Consider the following 19,125-nt stretch of genomic DNA (forward strand, 5'->3'; position numbering starts at 1 on the left):
TAATTGTTTTCTGTGATTTCGGATTTATACCTATATCGCCCCAAGAGGAAGCCTTCTAGTATCAAGGTGTTCCAAACATCTCTTAGTCTTGATTGCAGCCATGCAATAGTCATACATGTACAACTCCTTTGCAAATTTATGCGCCCCCTATCGGGCGCTTTTTTTGCTTTCTACTCCTGCGATACCCTCAAGTTTTTAAACTATTGTCATCACTTAAGCACATTCTCGCCATGAACTATTTCTATTGCGGGACTAAGATAGTCATTCGGTTATTAGCATAGCTATTGACTTAGTATCTTCATGCGACAAGAGGAATATTATGACATCGTTAACTCATCTCCCGGCAAATATGGTCGCGATTGAAATCACCCAAACTGGTGGTCCAGAAGTTCTTGTTCCAGTAAAAAGACCGACACCTATGCCCGCTGCGGGCGAAATATTAGTTAAGGTTTCAGCCGCTGGAGTTAACCGCCCTGATGTCATGCAGCGTCGCGGGCAATATGCTCCACCACCCGGAGCATCAGATATTCCAGGGTTAGAAGTCGCAGGTGTGGTCGTTGCTCTCGCCGCCGGTGTTAGCCGCTTTAAGATTGGGGATAAAGTCTGTGGGCTCATCGCAGGGGGTGGTTATGCCCAATACTGTGTCATACATGAAACTAATGCCTTGCCTATCCCTAACAACCTGACAGAAATAGAAGCCGCCGCCCTGCCAGAGACATTCTTCACTGTGTGGACCAATTTATTCCAGCGCGGCCATTTTACTGCCGGTAAGACAGTATTAATTCACGGAGGCTCTTCGGGTATCGGAACCACGGCCATCTTATTAAGTAAGGCATTCGGTGCAAAAACAGTTATTGTTACCGTCGGTTCCGAAGAAAAACGTCAGGCATGTCTGGCGTTAGGTGCCGATATTGCCATTAACTATCATACAGAAGACTTTGTCGCTGAAACCAAGCGGGCCACCGCAGGAAAAGGCGCTGATGTTATTGTTGATTTAATTGCTGGCGATTATGTCGCGCGTAACTACGACGCTGCTGCTATGAATGGTCGTATTGTTCAGATTGGTACGCAGAATGGCAATGCCAAAGATCTAAACTTTATGTTGATGCTGTTAAAACGCCTCACACATACAGGCTCAACTTTGCGCTCACGCAGTGTGGCAGAAAAAGCGCTCATCGCCAAAGAGCTGGAGCAACAAGTTTGGCCGCTGCTGGGTCAGAACAAAATGAAACCGCAAATATTTCAGACGTTCCCATTGGAAGATGCAGCAAAGGCCCATGAATTGATGGAAAGCAGTACACATATTGGTAAAATTGTGCTGACCGCTTAGCGTGGTTTCGACCTATAACTGCCCGTATCGTGAAGATTCATCAGGTGAAAGTTGAAGTGATTGCTTTCACCTGATGAATAAATAAAATAGTGATATTGCTCCCGCTTAGCTATAACAGTTTTGCAAACTAATTCATCGAATTGATATACCTTAAATTTAACTTTTCATGCTAATCTATAACAAGCCATTATGGTTTAATTTTTATGCGCTATTAAATACAAGGTCATAATTATGGACATAATTAAAAAAATATTAATCGACGACATCGCAAGAATAAACCAGAAAGAAAATAGAGATGGCCGGTTAAAATTTAACAGCGATTTTGTCTACAAACATCCCTACCTCTGCCTGGCGATGTTGATCTCATACTTTTTTGTATTAGTTTTAATGTACTTAACACCTTACTTTGGTACTGGCTATATGATCGCCTTTACCGTTTTCTTTGTCTTGATGTCAGCCGTTCTGATGATGGAAATCAAACCCGTATTTAAGTTTGATGATATTGGCATTCTTGATTTACGTGTTTGTTATAACGGCGAATGGTTCTTCAGTCGCGCATTATCAAGCCAAGCAATTGATGAAATACTTAATAATAAAAATATCAGTGATGATTTTAAGCTGCGATTTAAAAATATAATTAGTAATAAAGGTGAAATAGACTTTTATGATGTCTATGATTTAGCCTATTTGCAAAAAAAGTCGATGCGAAGCAATGAACTGAATGATACCGCATCATTAGCCAGTACATCGGCGATCAGACAATAATCAGCAACATTCAGCATACTCATACCCAGCCAGAGACCAGGTGAGGTATGAGTTTATCTTTTAGCCAAAATTAGGCTTCCAATCATTAAATCTTGGTAACCCTCATTGAGGTCATCGCCAGCTTTATCATCATTAGCAACTGTCGAAAACTTACCTTTTATTGACCTGACATATTCTTTTTGCTAGGTAAATATCGTTAATAAATCAAAATGATGCCTATAATAACGCTATTGTATCTAATAATAAGAGGCGACAGGCATGGACAAAATTGACGAACAATTGATTGCAATTTTAGCAGACAACGCACGGATATCCCTGAAAGACCTGTCTCAGCAAGTCAACCTCTCCTCCCCCAGTACATCCGAGCGCCTAAGACGCCTCGAAGAACGTAATATCATCCGTAGTTATACATTGGATTTGGACCAGCGGGCCTTCGGCTACGGTTTACAAGCCATTGCGCGTGTGAAGCCTTTACCCGGAATGCGGCACATCACCGAAGAGATGATTAAGGAAACGTTGGAATGTGTCGAATGTGATAAAGTTGCTGGCGACGACTGCTTTGTTAGCCGCTTATACATTCATTCCATGGATCAATTGGATATCATCATCGATCGCTGGTCAGAACATGCCGAAATCCAGACTTCAATTGTAAAATCCTCCCCGATTATGCGACGGCTGCCACCATTAGTGCAGATAACGAAGACAAACAAAATCTAAAATCTGTGCCACAGACCTCACATTACCTATAATAAAAAGTTATGATCGACAAAATTAATATCTAGAAGCGGAAAGTTGATGAACAATTATAATCAAAGTCATGCGTTAGATTCATCGATTCTTACGCTCCCCTACAGCAGTTGGGATCAAAGCAATGCGGAAAACACCAGTGCCATCGAAGCGCTGGAGCAAGGTAAAGTGCTGTTTTTACCTCATCTAACCTTTGAGTTAAGTGAGCAGGAAAAGCAACTGCTTGACCCTGCATTGGTTGATGTTAAACGTAAAAATATCAGTTTTAAACCGCAGGAAGGCACACTTACCGGTGTCACTGATGAAAGTAAAGTGGCATTAACCCGCCAATTGCTTGAGCGTTATTATCAGAGTTGCCTCAGTCTGGTGAATCAATTATTGCCGGAATATACCACGGCCTTACGCAGCCCAACCAATAGTCTGCGCTTGCATCCGGTGACCGCCTGGCGCGATAAAACATCGTGGCGTAAGGACGATAGCCGCTTGCATATTGATGCTTTTCCTTCGCGACCAAATTATGGCGAGCGTATCATCCGAATCTTTACCAATATCAATCCTCATGGTGAACCACGGTCATGGCGAGTCGGAGAAGATTTTACACAGCTTGTCAGCCGCTATTTACCACAGCTTGATAGCTATTCCCCTATTAGCAGTTGGCTGCAACATAAGGTCGGAATCACCAAGCGCCGCCGTAGCCATTACGATCATTTGATGCTTCAGTTGCATGATAAAATGAAGTCAGATCTGGATTATCAAAAGAATGGTCAACAACAAGCCATTGATTTTCCTTCGGGTAGCAGTTGGATCTGCTTCTCAGATCAAACGCCACATGCGGCGATGGGCGGGCAATATATGCTGGAACAGACCTTCCTACTGCCGGTTGACGGTATGAAACACCCCCAGCAGTCTCCGCTAAAAATACTGGAGTCATTGACCCAGAAAACGCTGATATAACTGATGGCTGACTGCTGCCACTGACGACGATAAATCCGCGGATAAGGCGGATTTATCACAGTGATAGGCTACATTTTATATGCCATAAATTAAGCATAAAAAAATGCATATCAGACTTGATCCGTGGCAAAAAAATAAATATCATTTTCCTCGCAATGTAAGCCAACCCAATAATAGTTTGACCTGAGGCAAAGAAATTGACCTCATCGAGCGTAGCCTGTGTGTGGCAGTTATTTAGCTATTCATCTTTGTTTTGGCTATAGGTATATATCTTAGATAGTGGTTTGATATTAAGTGCGAATGTTGCACTCGATAGTTGTTGAACCTTATCGGATAACTATTGGAGGTTAATATGGTTAAAGTCTATGACAGAAACAGAAACCAAATTATCCCAGGCAAACGTGTAATGGTCGCGCAAACCGGGGAGATCGACGTAGCGAAAGCTATCCATGCGGAAGGTCTGGCACCAGTACAAGCTGAGCGTGAGCCGGTGGTAGAATTACAGCAAACTGGCGAGCGCTATGTGCCTTTCGATTTAGTCAGACTCGGCTAATAATCTTCCCTACATAGAATATTGGTAGGTTAGAAACTCAATTTATTAGTATCGATACTTATATACCGGAGCTAACCTCTATCTACTCGGTTGCTCCGGTCATTGTCATTTATATAATAACAGTAATTATCAAAAAACCATTTAATAACAAAATGTAATTATGACAAAGGCAAATTTCATTTATAACCAAGATTGATTAACTTATCCGGCAGCTATTCTCGGCCACCGGATAAGCTCAGTTTAAATATGGCAAGCAGGCTCAATCACTTGGGCTACTTTCTTTTGGAAAGTTTCAAGCTGACAAAGTTTGTTCTCACCACTATTTTCACAACCTTCTATGGCCACAGGAACAATCCCGGCCGGATTATTTTTTAGATCTAATTTATCGGCATTTCTTAGCTGGTCCATCGTTTGATAAAACATCTTCACCGCTACATAGCGTTGGTGATTCTCAGGATTTTGCCAAAGCTCAAATACCAATCCCCCTCCTGGCGGCGTATTATCCGGTTGCTGCGGCAACTGCCAATTAGCCCCCAGCATACCCGCAATATTGGCGATATTGGTATCGTGCCCGCCGAGGAAAAGTACTTTAGTTTGTGGTGATAATGGGAGTGTTTGCCCCTGTGCATCGCGTTGTAGCACTAACGCGGTGTCAATCTGCTGTAACAACGGAGTGCCTTTAGAGCGGGCGATATAGGGTGTTTTAGCCATCAAATCAAATTGCACATTATGTAGCGATAGTAGAGAAACCCAATTTTCGGCCCCACTGAGCCGATGCCAGGCAACATCCGGCATCGCTTGTGAGTTTTGTAACAGGAAAATTTCACCTAATGTGGATGACAGCGCCAGTGGCCCACTTAATGAGACTTTCGTCCCTGCTTTATTCACCTCAATCTTATTGGCGGCAAAAGTGGCAAAGTCACAAGTTTTTCCGTTTTGTTGTAACATTTTACAATAAGGTGACGCCGTAAAATTGAGCACCTCGCCCATCTGAGCAAAAGGTTTGGCATAGCGCTGGCTCAATGTGCTTAATGGCCCCCCCAACCGCTCCTCAACTGCCTTATGAGTTTGTACCGAATCTAACTTGCAAACCCCGGCATCAACCGGATGAAATAGTGGGTCTATTTTTTTCAAGTCAGCCTGATAATGGACCTTCAAGCCGCAACCCGGAGCGACGCCATCGAGGAATGCCTGCCCGGTTAACCGGGTGCGTTGGTCAACATCCGCTTGTGCGTAAATAGCGCCATCAGCCGGACATCCCGCAGGTAATAACCCCTGACTGCGGAAATAATCACCATAAAATCCGCCCATTAGCGTCACTAATTGCGCCCCGCGAGGGGTTAAATAGCCCGCTTTTACAGGCCACTGCGGCCACTTGTCAGGTGTTACATCATTCATTAGCTGTGTTTGTTTCGTCGGCGAGCGAACCCCATGGCGACTCAAAATCACCACGCGCTCCAAAGTGTAACCGCCAGGTTGTGCGACAACTGGCGCAGCACTGATAGTAAAACTACTTAGCATCAAAGTTAGTGCGGCGAACCGCAGAGGTTTTTTTGCTACTGTCATAATTTTATATCCTTATTAAAACTACGAATATTTTTGCCCTATCGAGTATGGTCGACGATAACTCACCTCACAATGTACTAAAGCAACAAACAGGCATACCCCTGGTAGACGAAGGGCTAACATGAAAAAATTTTGTGTTGGGACGCGCTAAACTTGATTCGCTTCTCATTGTTAGAATGATAATTAGCCGATTATGTAATTAACAATGCTTATACTTAAGGAGGAGCCAGACAGATCCACTATCCGGTCCATAGCTAGCGCCGTAGGGTTGATGGATATAACCCATAATCCAATAGACAAATCATAAGGAGTCTGACATGCGGAAAGCAGGCGATATCGACAGAGTTATGTCGGCCAGACAACTTCCCAATAAAGCTGTAGCCCTGATCCTTGCCGGGGGCCGCGGCTCACGCCTTAAAGACCTTACGTCTGTCCGGGCAAAACCGGCAGTTCACTTCGGTGGAAAATACCGCATTATCGACTTCGCACTATCTAATTGCCTTAATTCAGGAATTCGTCGTATCGGGGTGATAACGCAGTATCAGTCCCATACCTTGGTACAACATATCCAGCATGGTTGGTCATTTCTCAGTGAAGAGATGAATGAGTTTGTTGATTTATTACCGGCGCAACAACGTCAAGGCCGAGAGCATTGGTACACCGGTACTGCTGATGCGGTGTTCCAGAATCTGGATATCATCCGCCGCTATCGCGCTGAATACGTAGTGATTTTGGCGGGGGACCATATTTATAAAATGGATTACTCACGCATGCTGTTGGACCACGTAGAGAGTGGCGCAGCCTGCACCGTAGCTTGCATTGAAGTGCCAAAGGAAGAAGCAACTGCCTTCGGCGTAATGGAAGTATCCGAAGATCTGCAAGTGAAAATGTTCTGGGAGAAACCTGAAGACCCGCCGACACTGCCCGGTAAGCCAGACCGTAGTCTAGCCAGTATGGGGATTTATGTGTTTAACGCCGAGTTCCTGTTTGGCCTGCTTGAGAGCGATCATGCGGACGAAAGCAGTAGCCATGATTTTGGTAAAGATATTCTGCCAAAAATCACTGAACAGGGCCATGTTTGGGCACATCCGTTCTCTCTGTCTTGTGTTTCCACATCGCCTGATGCCCCTGATTATTGGCGGGATGTCGGAACACTGGATGCCTATTGGCAAGCTAACCTCGATCAGGCCGCCATCACACCTGAGCTCGATATGTATGACCCTAATTGGCCAATACGTACCTATGCCGAGCCACTACCACCCGCAAAATTTGTTCAGGACCGCTCTGGCAGCCATGGCATGACCATGAATACGTTGGTTTCCGGCGGCTGCTTTATCTCCGGATCCGTGGTGGTTAACTCCGTGTTGTTCTCCCGTGTTCGCGTCAATTCATTCTGTAATATTGATTCTTGCGTATTGCTACCCGACGTCAATGTTGGCCGCTCTTGTCGCTTGAAGCGCTGCGTAATTGATCGTGCCAGTACCATTCCTGAGGGGATGATCATTGGTGAAAATGCCGATGAAGATGCCCGTCGTTTCTATCGTTCAGACAACGGCATTGTCCTTGTCACCCGAGAAATGCTGGCAAAGCTATAAAAGCGGAGATGGCCTGACATAGACAAGCTGGGAATAATTTATATAATCAGGCCAAACAAATGAAAGGGTTTGATTATGTCATTTACTGAATGGGTTATTCTGGGTGTCGTTATTGGTTGTGCCGTCGGTGCCTTGCTGAAGATTTTTGGTAAGAAAAAAGACAGCTAGCCTTTTCAGTTCTCTGAATCAGTAACCTAAGACGGCACTTAGCGGTGCCGTCTTTTTTTGTGATGGTAATAGCATTAATTATCAGAATGTATAGCGTAACCCTAGACGAAAGCGGTACTGCTCACGGTTATATTCATTCCAACGGTCCAGCCATTGCAACTCAAAATAAGGCATCCAGTGAGTATCGATTTTATAGCTGAATTTATTGGTGATTTCCCAATGAGAGCTTTTACCATTTTTGCCGTGGAAATCATTGACCCGGACAAAATAGTGAGGCTCAAGAGTATATGACAGGGCATCTGTCAGTTTGAAATTCCAATAGGTCGCAAATTCATGAGTATCATTATGAGCATAATCACCATTAAGATCTTTTGACTCATAATTATTATGATTATAGCGATAGCGTGCAGTTAAATTAAAAACGGGTAAAAATTTATAATTAAAATCTATATACCCAGAACCCCCCGATCCCGCGCTGTTAGAATTAATAAGTCCGCCAGGGGAAATAGTAAACTTATCGGTAGGTTTAAAGAGTGGATACCAACCCTCCAGCTCATTATAACTGTGTTTTAACTGATCCAGCCTTCCCGCATTATAAGCATTTGTTAACATTAATCCGGAACCATTATCGAAGTTATACCCACCGCGTAGAATGACTTCATGCTGCTCAGATGCCGTATTGTATGCTTCCCGGGTTTCAAGATAGGCTCTACCGGCAAATGTGCTGGCAGAGCTTATTAATGAGGCAATCAAGACAATTGAGTTATATTTATTCATGACAAATCCCTATTGAGAACAATAAATGAAGGTTTTTTTATTTTTCTTACATCATGAAAATTGACAAATAATTATCATGGCTACGCCTCTGCCATAAATATATGGCAGAGAAATAACACAATCGAAATAACAGCATGTCAGTCTTTAATGGAGAAACAGTGTCACTCTGCTGTGACCATTTTACGCAAATTCAAGTCAGCAATAATTTTAACGAAGCGCTGCTCATTAAGTTTATAAAACAGCCCCATGGTAATGGCGGCAATTAATGCCAAAGTGCAAGGGTAGATAAAAATCAGTTGGCGTAACCCCTCCAGTACTGACGCAGATTGTGCCACGTTCGGAATATACCCAATCTGAGTCAGCATAATACCGGGTAGAAATCCGGCCAAAGCGGCTGAAATTTTACGAGAGAACGTATATCCGGTATATACCGACCCCTCTGCACGAATACCGGTTTTCCATTCGCCGTAATCTACGGTGTCGGAGACTAATGCCCAATTCAGGCTATTCACAAAGGCGGTGCCAAAGAAAGCCATACAGGAGAAAGCCACGAAGGTTACTGAGCTGGTGCCCCAGACGTAATTCAACACATCCCCCAAAACCCATAACATTAAGCCACCGAGATAGACCGTTTTCTTACCAAAATGCTTTACTACAGTCGGGACCAGCAGCACGCCAATCAAAATGCAGCCCATACTGAAGAAACCCATATAGGACAACAAATGGATATCCTGTAGTACGTATTGCGTGTAATAAACCTGAATAGCCAGTTTGATATTAAATGCCGCCAGCGTACACAGGTTAGCAATACAGAGTACCAGTAGCGGTGGATTTTTAAATATGGCGCAGAATGATTTAAAAATACCGGGCTTATGGTGCACCGACACCGGTTCCACATAACGTTCTTTGACGCCGGAATAGCACCACCACATACAAACTAAACCGAAAGTGACGAATATTATCGCTGCAACCAAATAGCCGATTTCAGGTGAGGAAGTAAAAAGCAGCTGGATCGGCATAAAAGCAACAGTACACAATAATAACCCGACTGTTGCTCCGCCTTGACGCCAAGCTGCCAGATGGGCGCGCTCATTCGGGTTTTTCGTCATGGCCGGAACCATCGCCCCGTAAGAGCAATTCATCAAGCTGTAGAATAAGCCGAATAGCATAAACAATATTGTCGCCAGTACAGTTTTGATATTCAGACTAAAACCGGTATTGAGAAAGTTTGCCACTGCCAGCAATGCTACCGGCAGCGAAGCATATAAAATAAACGGCCGAAATTTGCCTTTGGCACCAATATGACGGCGAGAATCTAACAGCACGCCGGTAAACATATCGGTAAAGGCGGTAAAGAACTTCGCGATCAAGAAGATGACGCCACCATAAATAGCCGGAAGCCCCAGAATATCAGTATAGAATTTCAGTAAATACAGAGTCCCAATGCACAACATCAGGTTAGAGCCAAAATCCCCCATTCCGTAAGCTATTTTCTCCCGTAACGGCAATCTGAGTGTCACGGAGTCCTGGTAAGTTGAATTCGACATCTGACAGGTCCTTATTATTTTTTTAACCCGCTTACCTCCGGTGAAATATCACTCGCACCGGAGCCTGCCATAAGCGGGTTGTAGGGTTTGGGCAGTGTTAATCCATCTGATTAATATCGGCAACACTAAACTGCTGGGCTGACATCGCGTTTGCGCGCCTCCAGCTCGGTGACAATTTTGATGTAGTTCTTTTCGGTCAGATGGTAGAACAGTCCCATGGTTAGTGCGGTCAAAATCGCCAGCGCGCAAGGGTATAGGAAGATAAGCTGAGTTAAGCCCTCCAGCGTCCTTTCTCCTTGTGCCACGTTAGGCACATAGCCGATATAAGCCAACATGACGCCGGGGAAGAAGCCAGCCAGCCCTTGGGAAATCTTGCGAAAGAAAGTAAAGCCGGTATAAACCGTCCCTTCAGAGCGCACGCCTGTTTTCCACTCACCGTACTCCACGGTGTCAGAAACCAAAGCCCAGTTCAGACTGTTAACAAATGCTGTACCAAAGAATGCCAGACAAGAGAACAAGACAAACAGCGTCGAGGTATTGCCCCAGATGTAGTTCATGGCATCGCCCAGAATCCACAGACTCAAGCCCCCCAAATAGACGTTTTTCTTACCAAAGCGCTTCACGACTGTAGGCACCAGCAGTACCCCCAGCAAAATGCAGCCCATGCTGAAGAACCCCATGTAGGACAGCAACGTCACATCGTTAAGCACGTATTGGGTGTAATAAATCTGGATCGCCAGTTTGATATTAAAACCTGCTAAAGTGCACAGATTGGCAATACAGAGAACAAACAAGGGTTTATTTCCGGTAATCGCTTTGAAAGATTGCAATAACCCCGGCTTGGCAGCTCCTGGCTTGGGTAACTCAACATAACGCTCTTTCACACCGGAGTAGCACCACCACATACATAGCATGCCAACGAAGGCGAAGATGGCCGCAGCCACCAGGTAGCCCGTTTGCGCCCGTCCCTCAAAGAGCGACAAAATCGGCACAAACCCCACAGTACACAGCAATAGCCCCACCGTAGCCCCACCTTGACGCCAGGCGGCAAGCTGAGCACGCTCTTGCGGGTTTTTGGTCATCGCTGGCACCATTGCACCGTAAGAACAGTTCATCATGCTGAAAAACAAGCCAAAACTCATAAAAATTAATGTGGCGGTAATCGTCTTGCCCGTAATACTAAATGGTGTGCCTATAAAGTTAGCCACCACCAGCAGGGCCACCGGCATAGAGGCATACAGAATAAATGGACGAAACTTACCTTTTGGCCCGATATTACGGCGATTATCGAGCATCACGCCGGTTCCAATATCAGTAAATGCCGTGAAGAAGCGGGAAATAAGGAAAATTAGCCCCCCCCAAGCGGCAGGGATTTCCAAGACATCGGTATAAAATTTCAGTAAATATAACGTACCCACGCACAACAACAGATTTGACCCTACATCACCAATTCCGTAGGAGAATTTCTCGCGTAGCGGAAGTATCAGTTTGACCGGGTCTTGATGTATTTCACTCATGGTGACTCTCCTGAAAGGCCCGCTTCTGGCAGGCCTCTACCTGTGTTATAACACCCGTAATGATGCAAATAATTCGGCCCATTCACTGCTCGCACGATAAAACACCGGCGGCTGCCCCATAGGTGCGGCGACAGTCACTTCTGCCCCACCGCAATGTGGCTCACCCGTCCACAAGTTGACCCAACTGTCTTGTGGTAGATACAACGTCCAGTCACTGCGGCCTTCCTCATAGACCGGTGCTACCAGCAGATCACGACCAAATAGATACTGATATTTCAGGTTATAGGTATGCGCATCATCTTCGTAATGCAGGAATAGAGGGCGCATCACAGGTAGGCCTGATTGTGAATTCAGTGCCACCGCTTGTTTGATATAGGGTTTCAATGCAGCAAAAATGTGGGTCATGCGCGCAAACTGGCGGATGGTTTCAACATCGTGATCAAACTGCCAATTATCATCCGGCCGATTACCTTCGTGAGTACGCATTAGTGGAGTAAAGGCGCAGAATTCACACCAGCGCATCAGCAACTCTTTACTGCGCTTCATATCAAACAATGTGGTGTAGCCGCCAATATCACTGTGATGCAGGCCATGCCCAGTCATTGCCAAAGATAAGGCCGCAGGGATAACCGATGCCAGACCATCATCCAGACTCCAGTCAACGTTCTGATCACCCGCCCACATCATGACTGAGTATTTCTGGCTGCCGGTGTAGCCTGCGCGCATAAAGAACAGAATTTCACCTAACTTGCCAGTGTCAACCAGCGCATCGTAGTTGCACTTAGCCCACAGGGCTGGCCAAGCGTTATGCATAATTTCGGCATCGACACCATTATCCAGCAGAGTATCGGTCGGCAGGTATTCACCAAAGTCTGCCATCCAGCCATCAAGACCAAATTCAATCAGGTTCTTTTTAATGACCTCCTTGTACCAGTCGTAGGCGGCAGGTTTAGTTAGATCAACCACCCCAGCATAGAATTCGCCAAATTCCACCTGATAGTCATTGCCGCTGTAATCTTTGGTGAGATAGCCTTTTTCGGCGGCTTCGGCATAGAGCTCTTTTTCAATTGCCACATAGGGGTTGATATAGCCGAGGAAGCGTACCCCCTCTTTTTTCCATTGTGGAATCCGGGTATCCAGTTCCGGGTACAGTTCGCTGTCCCAGCGCCAGTTCCACATCAGGCGCTTACCGAATGAGGTAATGCGGCGGCCTTCCCAGTCTTGCGCCCAAATACCACTGACCTTCACGCCATGTTCGCGCATCACATCCAGTTTTTGTTGGCACACGTCAGTGCCGCCCTGAATGCCCAGAATCACCCCGTCATAAACCCAGTCTGGCAACTCTGGCTGACGCCCCAGCAGCGCGGTCAGTTTTTCTAACAGGCCGATATAGCTGTCGGCGCATTCAAAACGCAGCACTGCACTATCTTGCCAAATCGCCAGTTCGTGGTAATCCGAAGCCGAGAAATCGAAATTCATGTAGCAGCTGTTGTCGATGTGGCAATAATATTTTTGGCTGCTGACAAAGGTAGGTTGCGGGAAGAATGTCCAATAATAGTCGCCACCGGCATTTTCTTTGCAGTCCGCCTGCCAGGTAACATAGCTTTGTTTATTACGCCCCACGCCTTGTTCACTGGTCCATAGCGGGAATGGCTTGCCGCGCAAATCGAAATAAGAAAACTGCTCGCCACAGCCGTAAATATGGTCTTCTTCCTGTGCGGCTAGTCGCAGCCACATGCGGTTATTGTCTTTATCTCCATTGCTCAGTGTCATCTCCAACCGTCCGGCGGCATCAAGCGTAATATGCAACTGGGCTTCGGCCACCTCCCCGCGGCTGAAATGAATATCCCACCCCTTCCCCTTGGCGGTAATAACCGCATCGGTCAGAGCCAGCTTTTCACTTAAGCAATCTTTGATACTGAAATTGCCGCGGAACATGTCGATATCGGCTTTACCGCGGCCAATCCATAAGCAAGGTACCTGCTGGCTGTGTTTAAGCAGCAGTCGCTGTTGGAATAAGAGAGTAAAACCGTCACTCTGTTCGATTAATTCCAGACCCGGCTGACCGCCTGATTGATAAGTCATAATAAAATCCCCAAAAGATATAAATGCTGTTGATTTTGTTAGGGTATCCGGCACGGGCCAGATACCTTGTCATCCGAACGGTTGGCGATCAAAATCGCCCAATTAAGTCAGTTCGATAACCTCAAGATTGAGTAACTGAGCCACCTTACGCAGTAGCGGACGATGCTCGCCGTACACCAGCGAGGTATGGTGCTCCATCCCCGCATCCAGCAGTCGTTGGCGGTAACTATCAGCATCGATATCCAGTCGGGCGGTTCCGGCAGTACCTGAGAAGGCCAATGGCGCTTTGATCATCTCGCCCCCGGCGAGCATTAGGCGCAACTTGCCCTCACCCTGGGTGATTCGACATAACGTGATTCGGCCTGGTTTGAGGGCAAATTCGGACAGCAGAGGTAACTGGCGATTGGAATGGATGGTTGCCCGCACCGGCCCATCGTGGTCAGCCATTTCAATGGGAGCCTGACCGCAGTGCCAGAACACCACGCCATTGCTCTGTGGGTCGATATCCACTAGATCGGTATTGAACGCCGCATTACCAGAAGCCCATTGCGCCATTAATGAGGAGAGCACACCGAACATATCGGCCTCACAGCCGCAAGGCACTTTGTCTTCATTCATCAATGCCAACGCGCCACAAGCAGCACAACCATAGTCGGTAAAAAAATCCGGCCAGCAGCGCACCGCAATACCGCAATAACCTTCCTGCTGGGCTTTCTCACGCAAGGCGGAATAAACCTTTAACGTTTTGCAGGTAGCGGTTTGATCCATCTCTGCCAGATTAGGGAAATCTTTAGCACGACGTTGATAAGGGGCGTCAGCCACACTGTCCGGTAACGCTTTCACTTCATCAATAAATGCCAGTACCGGTTGGCGATCGACACTCACGCCAAAGTGTTGTGTCAGTTGTTGCTGGTTATAATTGCAGGCATCAAAGCCCAATGGATGCTCGCCAATGACCATCACTTTGGCGCGTTTAAAGCGGTTAACGATAGCGGCAGCTTGGGCTAATTGTTGCAGCTCCCCCACGACACGGGCATCGTTCGGCAGACCATGCACCGTTTGCACTTTGATATTTTCCCGGCTCAGCGCATGGCAAGCCAAATTCACGCCACAAAAAGAGTTCAGCCGCAAGCGTCCCCCAGTACGAGCCTCCGGGAAAGACCACATCGCGGTGGGAACCGGAAAATCGCGCACCACTTCACAAGTCAGCGAAGCATCGGTAAATGTCACTTGCAAGATCAGCAACAGATCAAGATTGGCCCGTTTCAGTGCTGGTAAGGCCTGTAGCGCAGACTCGGCATCAAACTGTAATTCCGCCTCGCCAATTAATTCGATATCCATCGTGGACAAAGTGCTCCACGCCAAAGCCAACATTTCTTGTGCGTAGGGCACATCGAAAGTACTGCGGCCTAAGGCCAACACGCCCACTTTTGCTTTTTTATTCATCATATTGCTTCCAGTGAATTTAATAACTTATGGGTTGGCGCTGCTCAGGCGACAACACTAAAACGGTGTTCGGTACAGCTGTAATATTGTTGCCCTGGACGTAGAACAACATCAGGGAAATGCTCATGGTGGATGCTGTCGGGGAAGGCTTGCGTCTCCAGACATATTCCTGAAAATGCTTGATAACGATGCCCCGACTTACCATTCCATATCTTGTTGGAAAGCTTAAAAGCGTTGTAAAACTGGATACCCGGCAATGTGGTATGGACCTCCATTACCCGACCAGAATTCGGACAAATCATTAATGCCGCCGGTTGTAAGCTGGCGCATTCTTTCATCGGTAAATTGTCTTTGGGCTGGGAATAGTTTGTTTTCAGGGCATGGTTTTTTTTCAGAACATAGTTAACATCGAAATCTTGTGCTGGCCGCGCCAGCATGGCATCTCCCAAACGGCGAGCATGGCGAAAATCGAATGCCGTGCCAGCGACCCGCACTATCTCTCCGGTCGGCAACATGCTGGCTTCATCCACCGGTGTCATAAAGTCAGCTTCAATTTTCAACTGTTGGTCATGAATCAGATGGGTATGACCACGCAAATTGTAGTGGCTATGGTTGACCAAATTGACCACCGTCGGTTTATCGGTCTGAGCCTCAAAACTGAAGGTCATCACGTTATCTTCCGTCAGACCGATACGATGGCGTACCTGCAAATTCCCCGGATATCCCTCTTCACCATCAACTGAAGTGCGACTAAAAATAATGCCGTCACCATCCTCCTGCGCCTGCCAGACATACTTATCAAACCCACGAATGCCGCCGTGTAAATGCTGTCCGGTGGTCAATTCATTAGTGGCGAGCAGAAACTCCTGCCCATCAATATTGAAGCGCCCACCGGCAATGCGATTGGCACAACGACCGGCAATGGCACCAAAGAATGGATGACCAGCCTGATAGGATTTCAAATCATCAAACCCCATTACCACGTCTTCCAACTGCCCCTGTCGATCTGGCACCCAAAGCTGAGTGATAATGCAGCCATAGTCGGTGACGCAGAGCTTCATCCCGCTGCGGTTCGTCAGTGTAAACAGCGAAACGTCCTGCCCCTGATGCTCGCCAAATGACTGGCGTTGAATTGTTGTCATAACCTCAACCTCATATTTCGTGTCGCTGTTAGCTGGCGAATGCGCTGGCTTTGCCTTGGCTGCCAAATAGACGGATTTTTTCAATCACTTTCTGCTGCATAACATCTCGCCCGTGGCCCAAAGAAACAGCTAAAACATACTCGTCAGGAGATTGACTCAGTACCTCGATGACCCCTTGGGTAAAGGCCTGGCGCAATTCGGTATCGACATTCACTTTGGCGACACCCAAGGTAATCGCACGGCGAATTTGCTCATCTGGCACACCAGAGCCCCCGTGCAGCACGATAGGTTTTTTAACGATTTCGCGGATTTCCTGTAAGCGTTCAAATGCCAGTTTCGGCTCTTGCTTGTAGATTCCGTGTGCAGTGCCAATCGACACCGCCAGATAATCGACCGTGGTTAGTTCGGCAAACTTCAGTGCTTCATCACAGCTGGTAATTAATGCGTCTTTTTCATCAACTGAGATGTCGTCTTCAGTACCACCAATCTTGCCGATCTCACCTTCAGAACCGATATTCAATACACGGGCAACATCAGCAACAGCGCGGGTAATTCGCACATTTTCATCAAATGAAAGATGGGAGCCGTCAAACATTACCGATTGGAAACCAGCCTGAACCGCCGCCATGGTCTGTTCAAAGCTGCGGCTGTGATCGAGATGGATACAGACCGGCACCGTGATGTCATGCATAAAAGCATCGACCATCTCTTTCATCGGTTTTAGCCCCATGACGCTTATCACTTTTTGCCCGATTTGCAGCATGATGGGGGCTTGCTCTTCTTGCGCTGCCAACAAAATGGCGCGGATGGTTTCAGCATTGTGGGCGCTAAAAGCACCGATGGCATAGCCATGCTGCCAAGCATGTTGAATTAAGGTATTACCGGATACATAAGGCATTTTCTTTCCCTCTACGCGCTGCTTTCAGCCGCTTTTCAATAATAAATAAATTAAAAATCATTTAGTTAACTACAAGCCAGACTGACTGCGAACTTGTTGTAAAATCGCACTCCAATCCTGCCGTCCACGCCCATTGGCTCGCGCCTGGCTGTATACTTCGCGCGATGCTGCCCCCATTGGCATCGTGACGTGTAGCTGGTTTGCAACATCCAGAGCGATACCTAAGTCTTTGTGTGCCAAATCAATCATGAATGCCGGCGTTAAATCGCCTTTGAGTACTTTATTGGGCCAAGTTGTGGTGAAGTGCCCTTTACCCGCGGGTGTACCACTCATGACTTGCAGTGCGACATCGAAAGACAGCCCCAGCGCTTCACACAGCACTGCGGCCTCAGCCGACAGTGCATTGAGTGCAATACTCATGTAGTTGTTGATCAACTTGACACGGATCCCCATGCCCGGCCCTCCCGCATTGACTAACTCAGACCCCATCGCCATCAACAGTGGGGTGGCCCGCTCAACCTGTAGCAGCGTTCCCCCCGCCAGTATTAATAAAGTCCCCGCCTGTGCATGGTCGGAAGTGCGTCCTACCGGGGCATCCATAAAACTGAACCCTTTGGCCTGCATCTCTTGTGCCAAACGGTCAGTCTGCAATGGGTGGATGGTCGACATGTCAATCACCAGTGCGCCTGGCGATAAACGGCTGCATACCCCATCCGTACCGAACAGCACCTCACGCACCAGATCACCATTAGGCAGCATTGTGATAACGAACTCCGCGCCTTCAGCCGCCTCCCCGGCATGGCGGCACCCTGTCGCCCCCAAAGCGACTAATTCCGCGACGGCTGCGGGGCTAATATCGAAAACATGCAACTGATGTCCCTGTTTAATCAGGTTGCGCGCCATGGGAGTTCCCATTTGCCCTAACCCAATGAATGCTACCTGTGCCATTATTTCCTCCTGTCACTCAATGTCATTTTTCACTACTTAATTGGAATGTTTTGTCTGTTTTTGATCGTATTTGTAATTTATAGTCAAAAAATTGACATTCGTCACTCTTTTAACATTTGAACGAATTAAAATGGTCACATCGTGATCAACAGCCCTTTTTTGGCTAAATAAGGAACTCAGAACCATGACCCGGATTGCATGTGTAGGAATTACGGTGCAGGACCGCCTCTATTACTTGGCAGAGCTGCCTGATGGTGGTGGGAAATATATCGCCCATGACTATCGTGAAATTGGCGGTGGGCCAGCAGCAACAGCAGCGGTGGCCGCTGCCAGATTGGGTGCACAGGTCGATTTTATTGGCCGGGTTGGTGATGATGCCACCGGCAATGCTCTACTGGCAGAGCTAGAAAGTTATGGGGTGAACACCGCGTTGAGTCGCCGTTACGCCAATGCCCGCTCATCGCAATCAGCCATATTGGTCGATAACTATGGCGAGCGAATTATCATCAACCACCCCAGCCCCGATTTACCGGACGATGCCCAATGGTTAACGAAGATAGACTTCAGTCACTATGATGTGGTGCTCGCGGATGTCCGCTGGCATCAGGGAGTATTGACAGCATTTACCTTGGCGCGTCAGGCTGGCGTAACAACCTTGCTTGATGCCGATGTTACGCCACAAGATATCCGCCCATTGGTGGCTCTGGCCGATCACGCCGCCTTCTCCGAACCCGGGCTACTGCGGATGACAGGAGAAAATGACACTGATATGGCACTGCTACTCGCCGCAAATGACACAAACGGACATGTCTATGTCACCCGAGGTCAAAAAGGCTGTTATTGGTTAGAAGGCGGGCAGCAGCAACATCAGCCTGGCTTTGAGGTGGATGTGGTCGATACCACCGGTGCGGGGGATGTTTTTCATGGTGCTCTTGCAGTTGCTCTGGGGCAAAAAAGTACCATTGCGCTGGCAGTGCGTTATGCTAATGCCGTCGCGGCTTTGAAGTGTACCCGCCCAGGCGGGCGCGCCGGTATACCTGATTGTGATCAAACTGACTCTTTCCTGACGCATTTTGTATAAAATAAA

Annotated in this window: 16 protein-coding genes; 7 read left to right on the forward strand and 9 right to left on the reverse strand. The window is 47.1% G+C overall.

What is annotated here, in order from left to right:
- Positions 1 to 319 precede the first annotated feature (319 nt).
- The 5 genes from FTA96_RS07475 (at position 320) to ydfZ (ending at position 4,349) form a co-directional block, all read left to right on the forward strand.
- On the forward strand, positions 320 to 1,330 hold the full coding sequence (locus FTA96_RS07475; protein WP_145573511.1) for an NAD(P)H-quinone oxidoreductase: 1,011 nt from the start codon (positions 320 to 322) through the stop codon (positions 1,328 to 1,330).
- Between the two features lie 231 nt (positions 1,331 to 1,561).
- Positions 1,562 to 2,095 (forward strand): YlaC family protein, encoded by a 534-nt coding sequence (locus FTA96_RS07480; protein WP_050106714.1) that lies wholly within the window; start codon positions 1,562 to 1,564, stop codon positions 2,093 to 2,095.
- A gap of 258 nt (positions 2,096 to 2,353) precedes the next feature.
- A complete protein-coding gene (locus FTA96_RS07485) occupies positions 2,354 to 2,812 on the forward strand; it encodes an Lrp/AsnC family transcriptional regulator (protein ID WP_050106715.1) in 459 nt (152 codons plus the stop codon).
- A gap of 78 nt (positions 2,813 to 2,890) precedes the next feature.
- Positions 2,891 to 3,796, forward strand: a complete 906-nt coding sequence (locus tag FTA96_RS07490) for a Kdo hydroxylase family protein (RefSeq protein ID WP_186371090.1) — start codon at positions 2,891 to 2,893, stop codon at positions 3,794 to 3,796.
- Positions 3,797 to 4,148: 352 nt separating this feature from the next.
- A complete protein-coding gene (ydfZ, locus tag FTA96_RS07495) occupies positions 4,149 to 4,349 on the forward strand; it encodes a putative selenium delivery protein YdfZ (RefSeq protein WP_032910764.1) in 201 nt (66 codons plus the stop codon).
- A gap of 240 nt (positions 4,350 to 4,589) precedes the next feature.
- Here ydfZ and FTA96_RS07500 read toward each other — a convergent pair whose 3' ends face one another.
- Positions 4,590 to 5,915 carry an AppA family phytase/histidine-type acid phosphatase gene (locus FTA96_RS07500; protein ID WP_145573513.1) on the reverse strand — a complete coding sequence of 442 codons (1,326 nt, stop codon included), beginning with the start codon at positions 5,913 to 5,915 and terminating at the stop codon, positions 4,590 to 4,592.
- Between the two features lie 317 nt (positions 5,916 to 6,232).
- Between FTA96_RS07500 and glgC the strand changes: the two genes are divergently transcribed.
- Positions 6,233 to 7,510, forward strand: coding sequence for a glucose-1-phosphate adenylyltransferase (gene glgC, locus FTA96_RS07505; protein WP_050121922.1), 1,278 nt, complete (start codon positions 6,233 to 6,235; stop codon positions 7,508 to 7,510).
- Positions 7,511 to 7,759: 249 nt separating this feature from the next.
- On the opposite strand, the gene ompL is transcribed toward glgC, so the two are convergent.
- The 8 genes from ompL to yihU all read right to left on the reverse strand — a co-directional run bounded on the left by ompL (position 7,760) and on the right by yihU (position 18,038).
- The gene (ompL, locus tag FTA96_RS07510) at positions 7,760 to 8,455 is read right to left on the reverse strand and encodes a porin OmpL (RefSeq protein WP_050134735.1); all 696 of its coding nucleotides are present in this window, start codon (positions 8,453 to 8,455) and stop codon (positions 7,760 to 7,762) included.
- Between the two features lie 161 nt (positions 8,456 to 8,616).
- Positions 8,617 to 10,002: an MFS transporter gene (locus FTA96_RS07515; protein WP_050106720.1), complete on the reverse strand. Its 1,386-nt coding sequence runs from the start codon at positions 10,000 to 10,002 to the stop codon at positions 8,617 to 8,619.
- 125 nt (positions 10,003 to 10,127) lie between these two features.
- Complete coding sequence (locus FTA96_RS07520; RefSeq protein WP_145507344.1) at positions 10,128 to 11,519, reverse strand: MFS transporter; 1,392 nt, start codon at positions 11,517 to 11,519, stop codon at positions 10,128 to 10,130.
- A 45-nt stretch (positions 11,520 to 11,564) separates the two neighbouring features.
- On the reverse strand, positions 11,565 to 13,604 hold the full coding sequence (locus FTA96_RS07525; protein WP_145573514.1) for an alpha-glucosidase: 2,040 nt from the start codon (positions 13,602 to 13,604) through the stop codon (positions 11,565 to 11,567).
- Positions 13,605 to 13,706: 102 nt separating this feature from the next.
- The gene (locus tag FTA96_RS07530; protein WP_235897442.1) at positions 13,707 to 15,053 is read right to left on the reverse strand and encodes an L-fucose/L-arabinose isomerase family protein; all 1,347 of its coding nucleotides are present in this window, start codon (positions 15,051 to 15,053) and stop codon (positions 13,707 to 13,709) included.
- Between the two features lie 41 nt (positions 15,054 to 15,094).
- Complete coding sequence (locus FTA96_RS07535; protein WP_145573516.1) at positions 15,095 to 16,192, reverse strand: aldose epimerase family protein; 1,098 nt, start codon at positions 16,190 to 16,192, stop codon at positions 15,095 to 15,097.
- A gap of 28 nt (positions 16,193 to 16,220) precedes the next feature.
- Positions 16,221 to 17,090, reverse strand: coding sequence for a class II fructose-bisphosphate aldolase (locus FTA96_RS07540; protein WP_050106724.1), 870 nt, complete (start codon positions 17,088 to 17,090; stop codon positions 16,221 to 16,223).
- Between the two features lie 69 nt (positions 17,091 to 17,159).
- Positions 17,160 to 18,038, reverse strand: a complete 879-nt coding sequence (yihU, locus tag FTA96_RS07545; RefSeq protein WP_050134727.1) for a sulfolactaldehyde 3-reductase — start codon at positions 18,036 to 18,038, stop codon at positions 17,160 to 17,162.
- Between the two features lie 184 nt (positions 18,039 to 18,222).
- On the opposite strand from yihU, the gene FTA96_RS07550 reads away from it, so the two are divergent.
- Positions 18,223 to 19,119, forward strand: a complete 897-nt coding sequence (locus FTA96_RS07550) for a sugar kinase (RefSeq protein WP_145573519.1) — start codon at positions 18,223 to 18,225, stop codon at positions 19,117 to 19,119.
- The last annotated feature ends 6 nt before the right edge of the window (positions 19,120 to 19,125 follow it).

Origin of the sequence: Yersinia alsatica, assembly GCF_902170305.1 — a bacterium.
GTDB classification, from domain to species: Bacteria; Pseudomonadota; Gammaproteobacteria; order Enterobacterales; family Enterobacteriaceae; genus Yersinia; species Yersinia alsatica.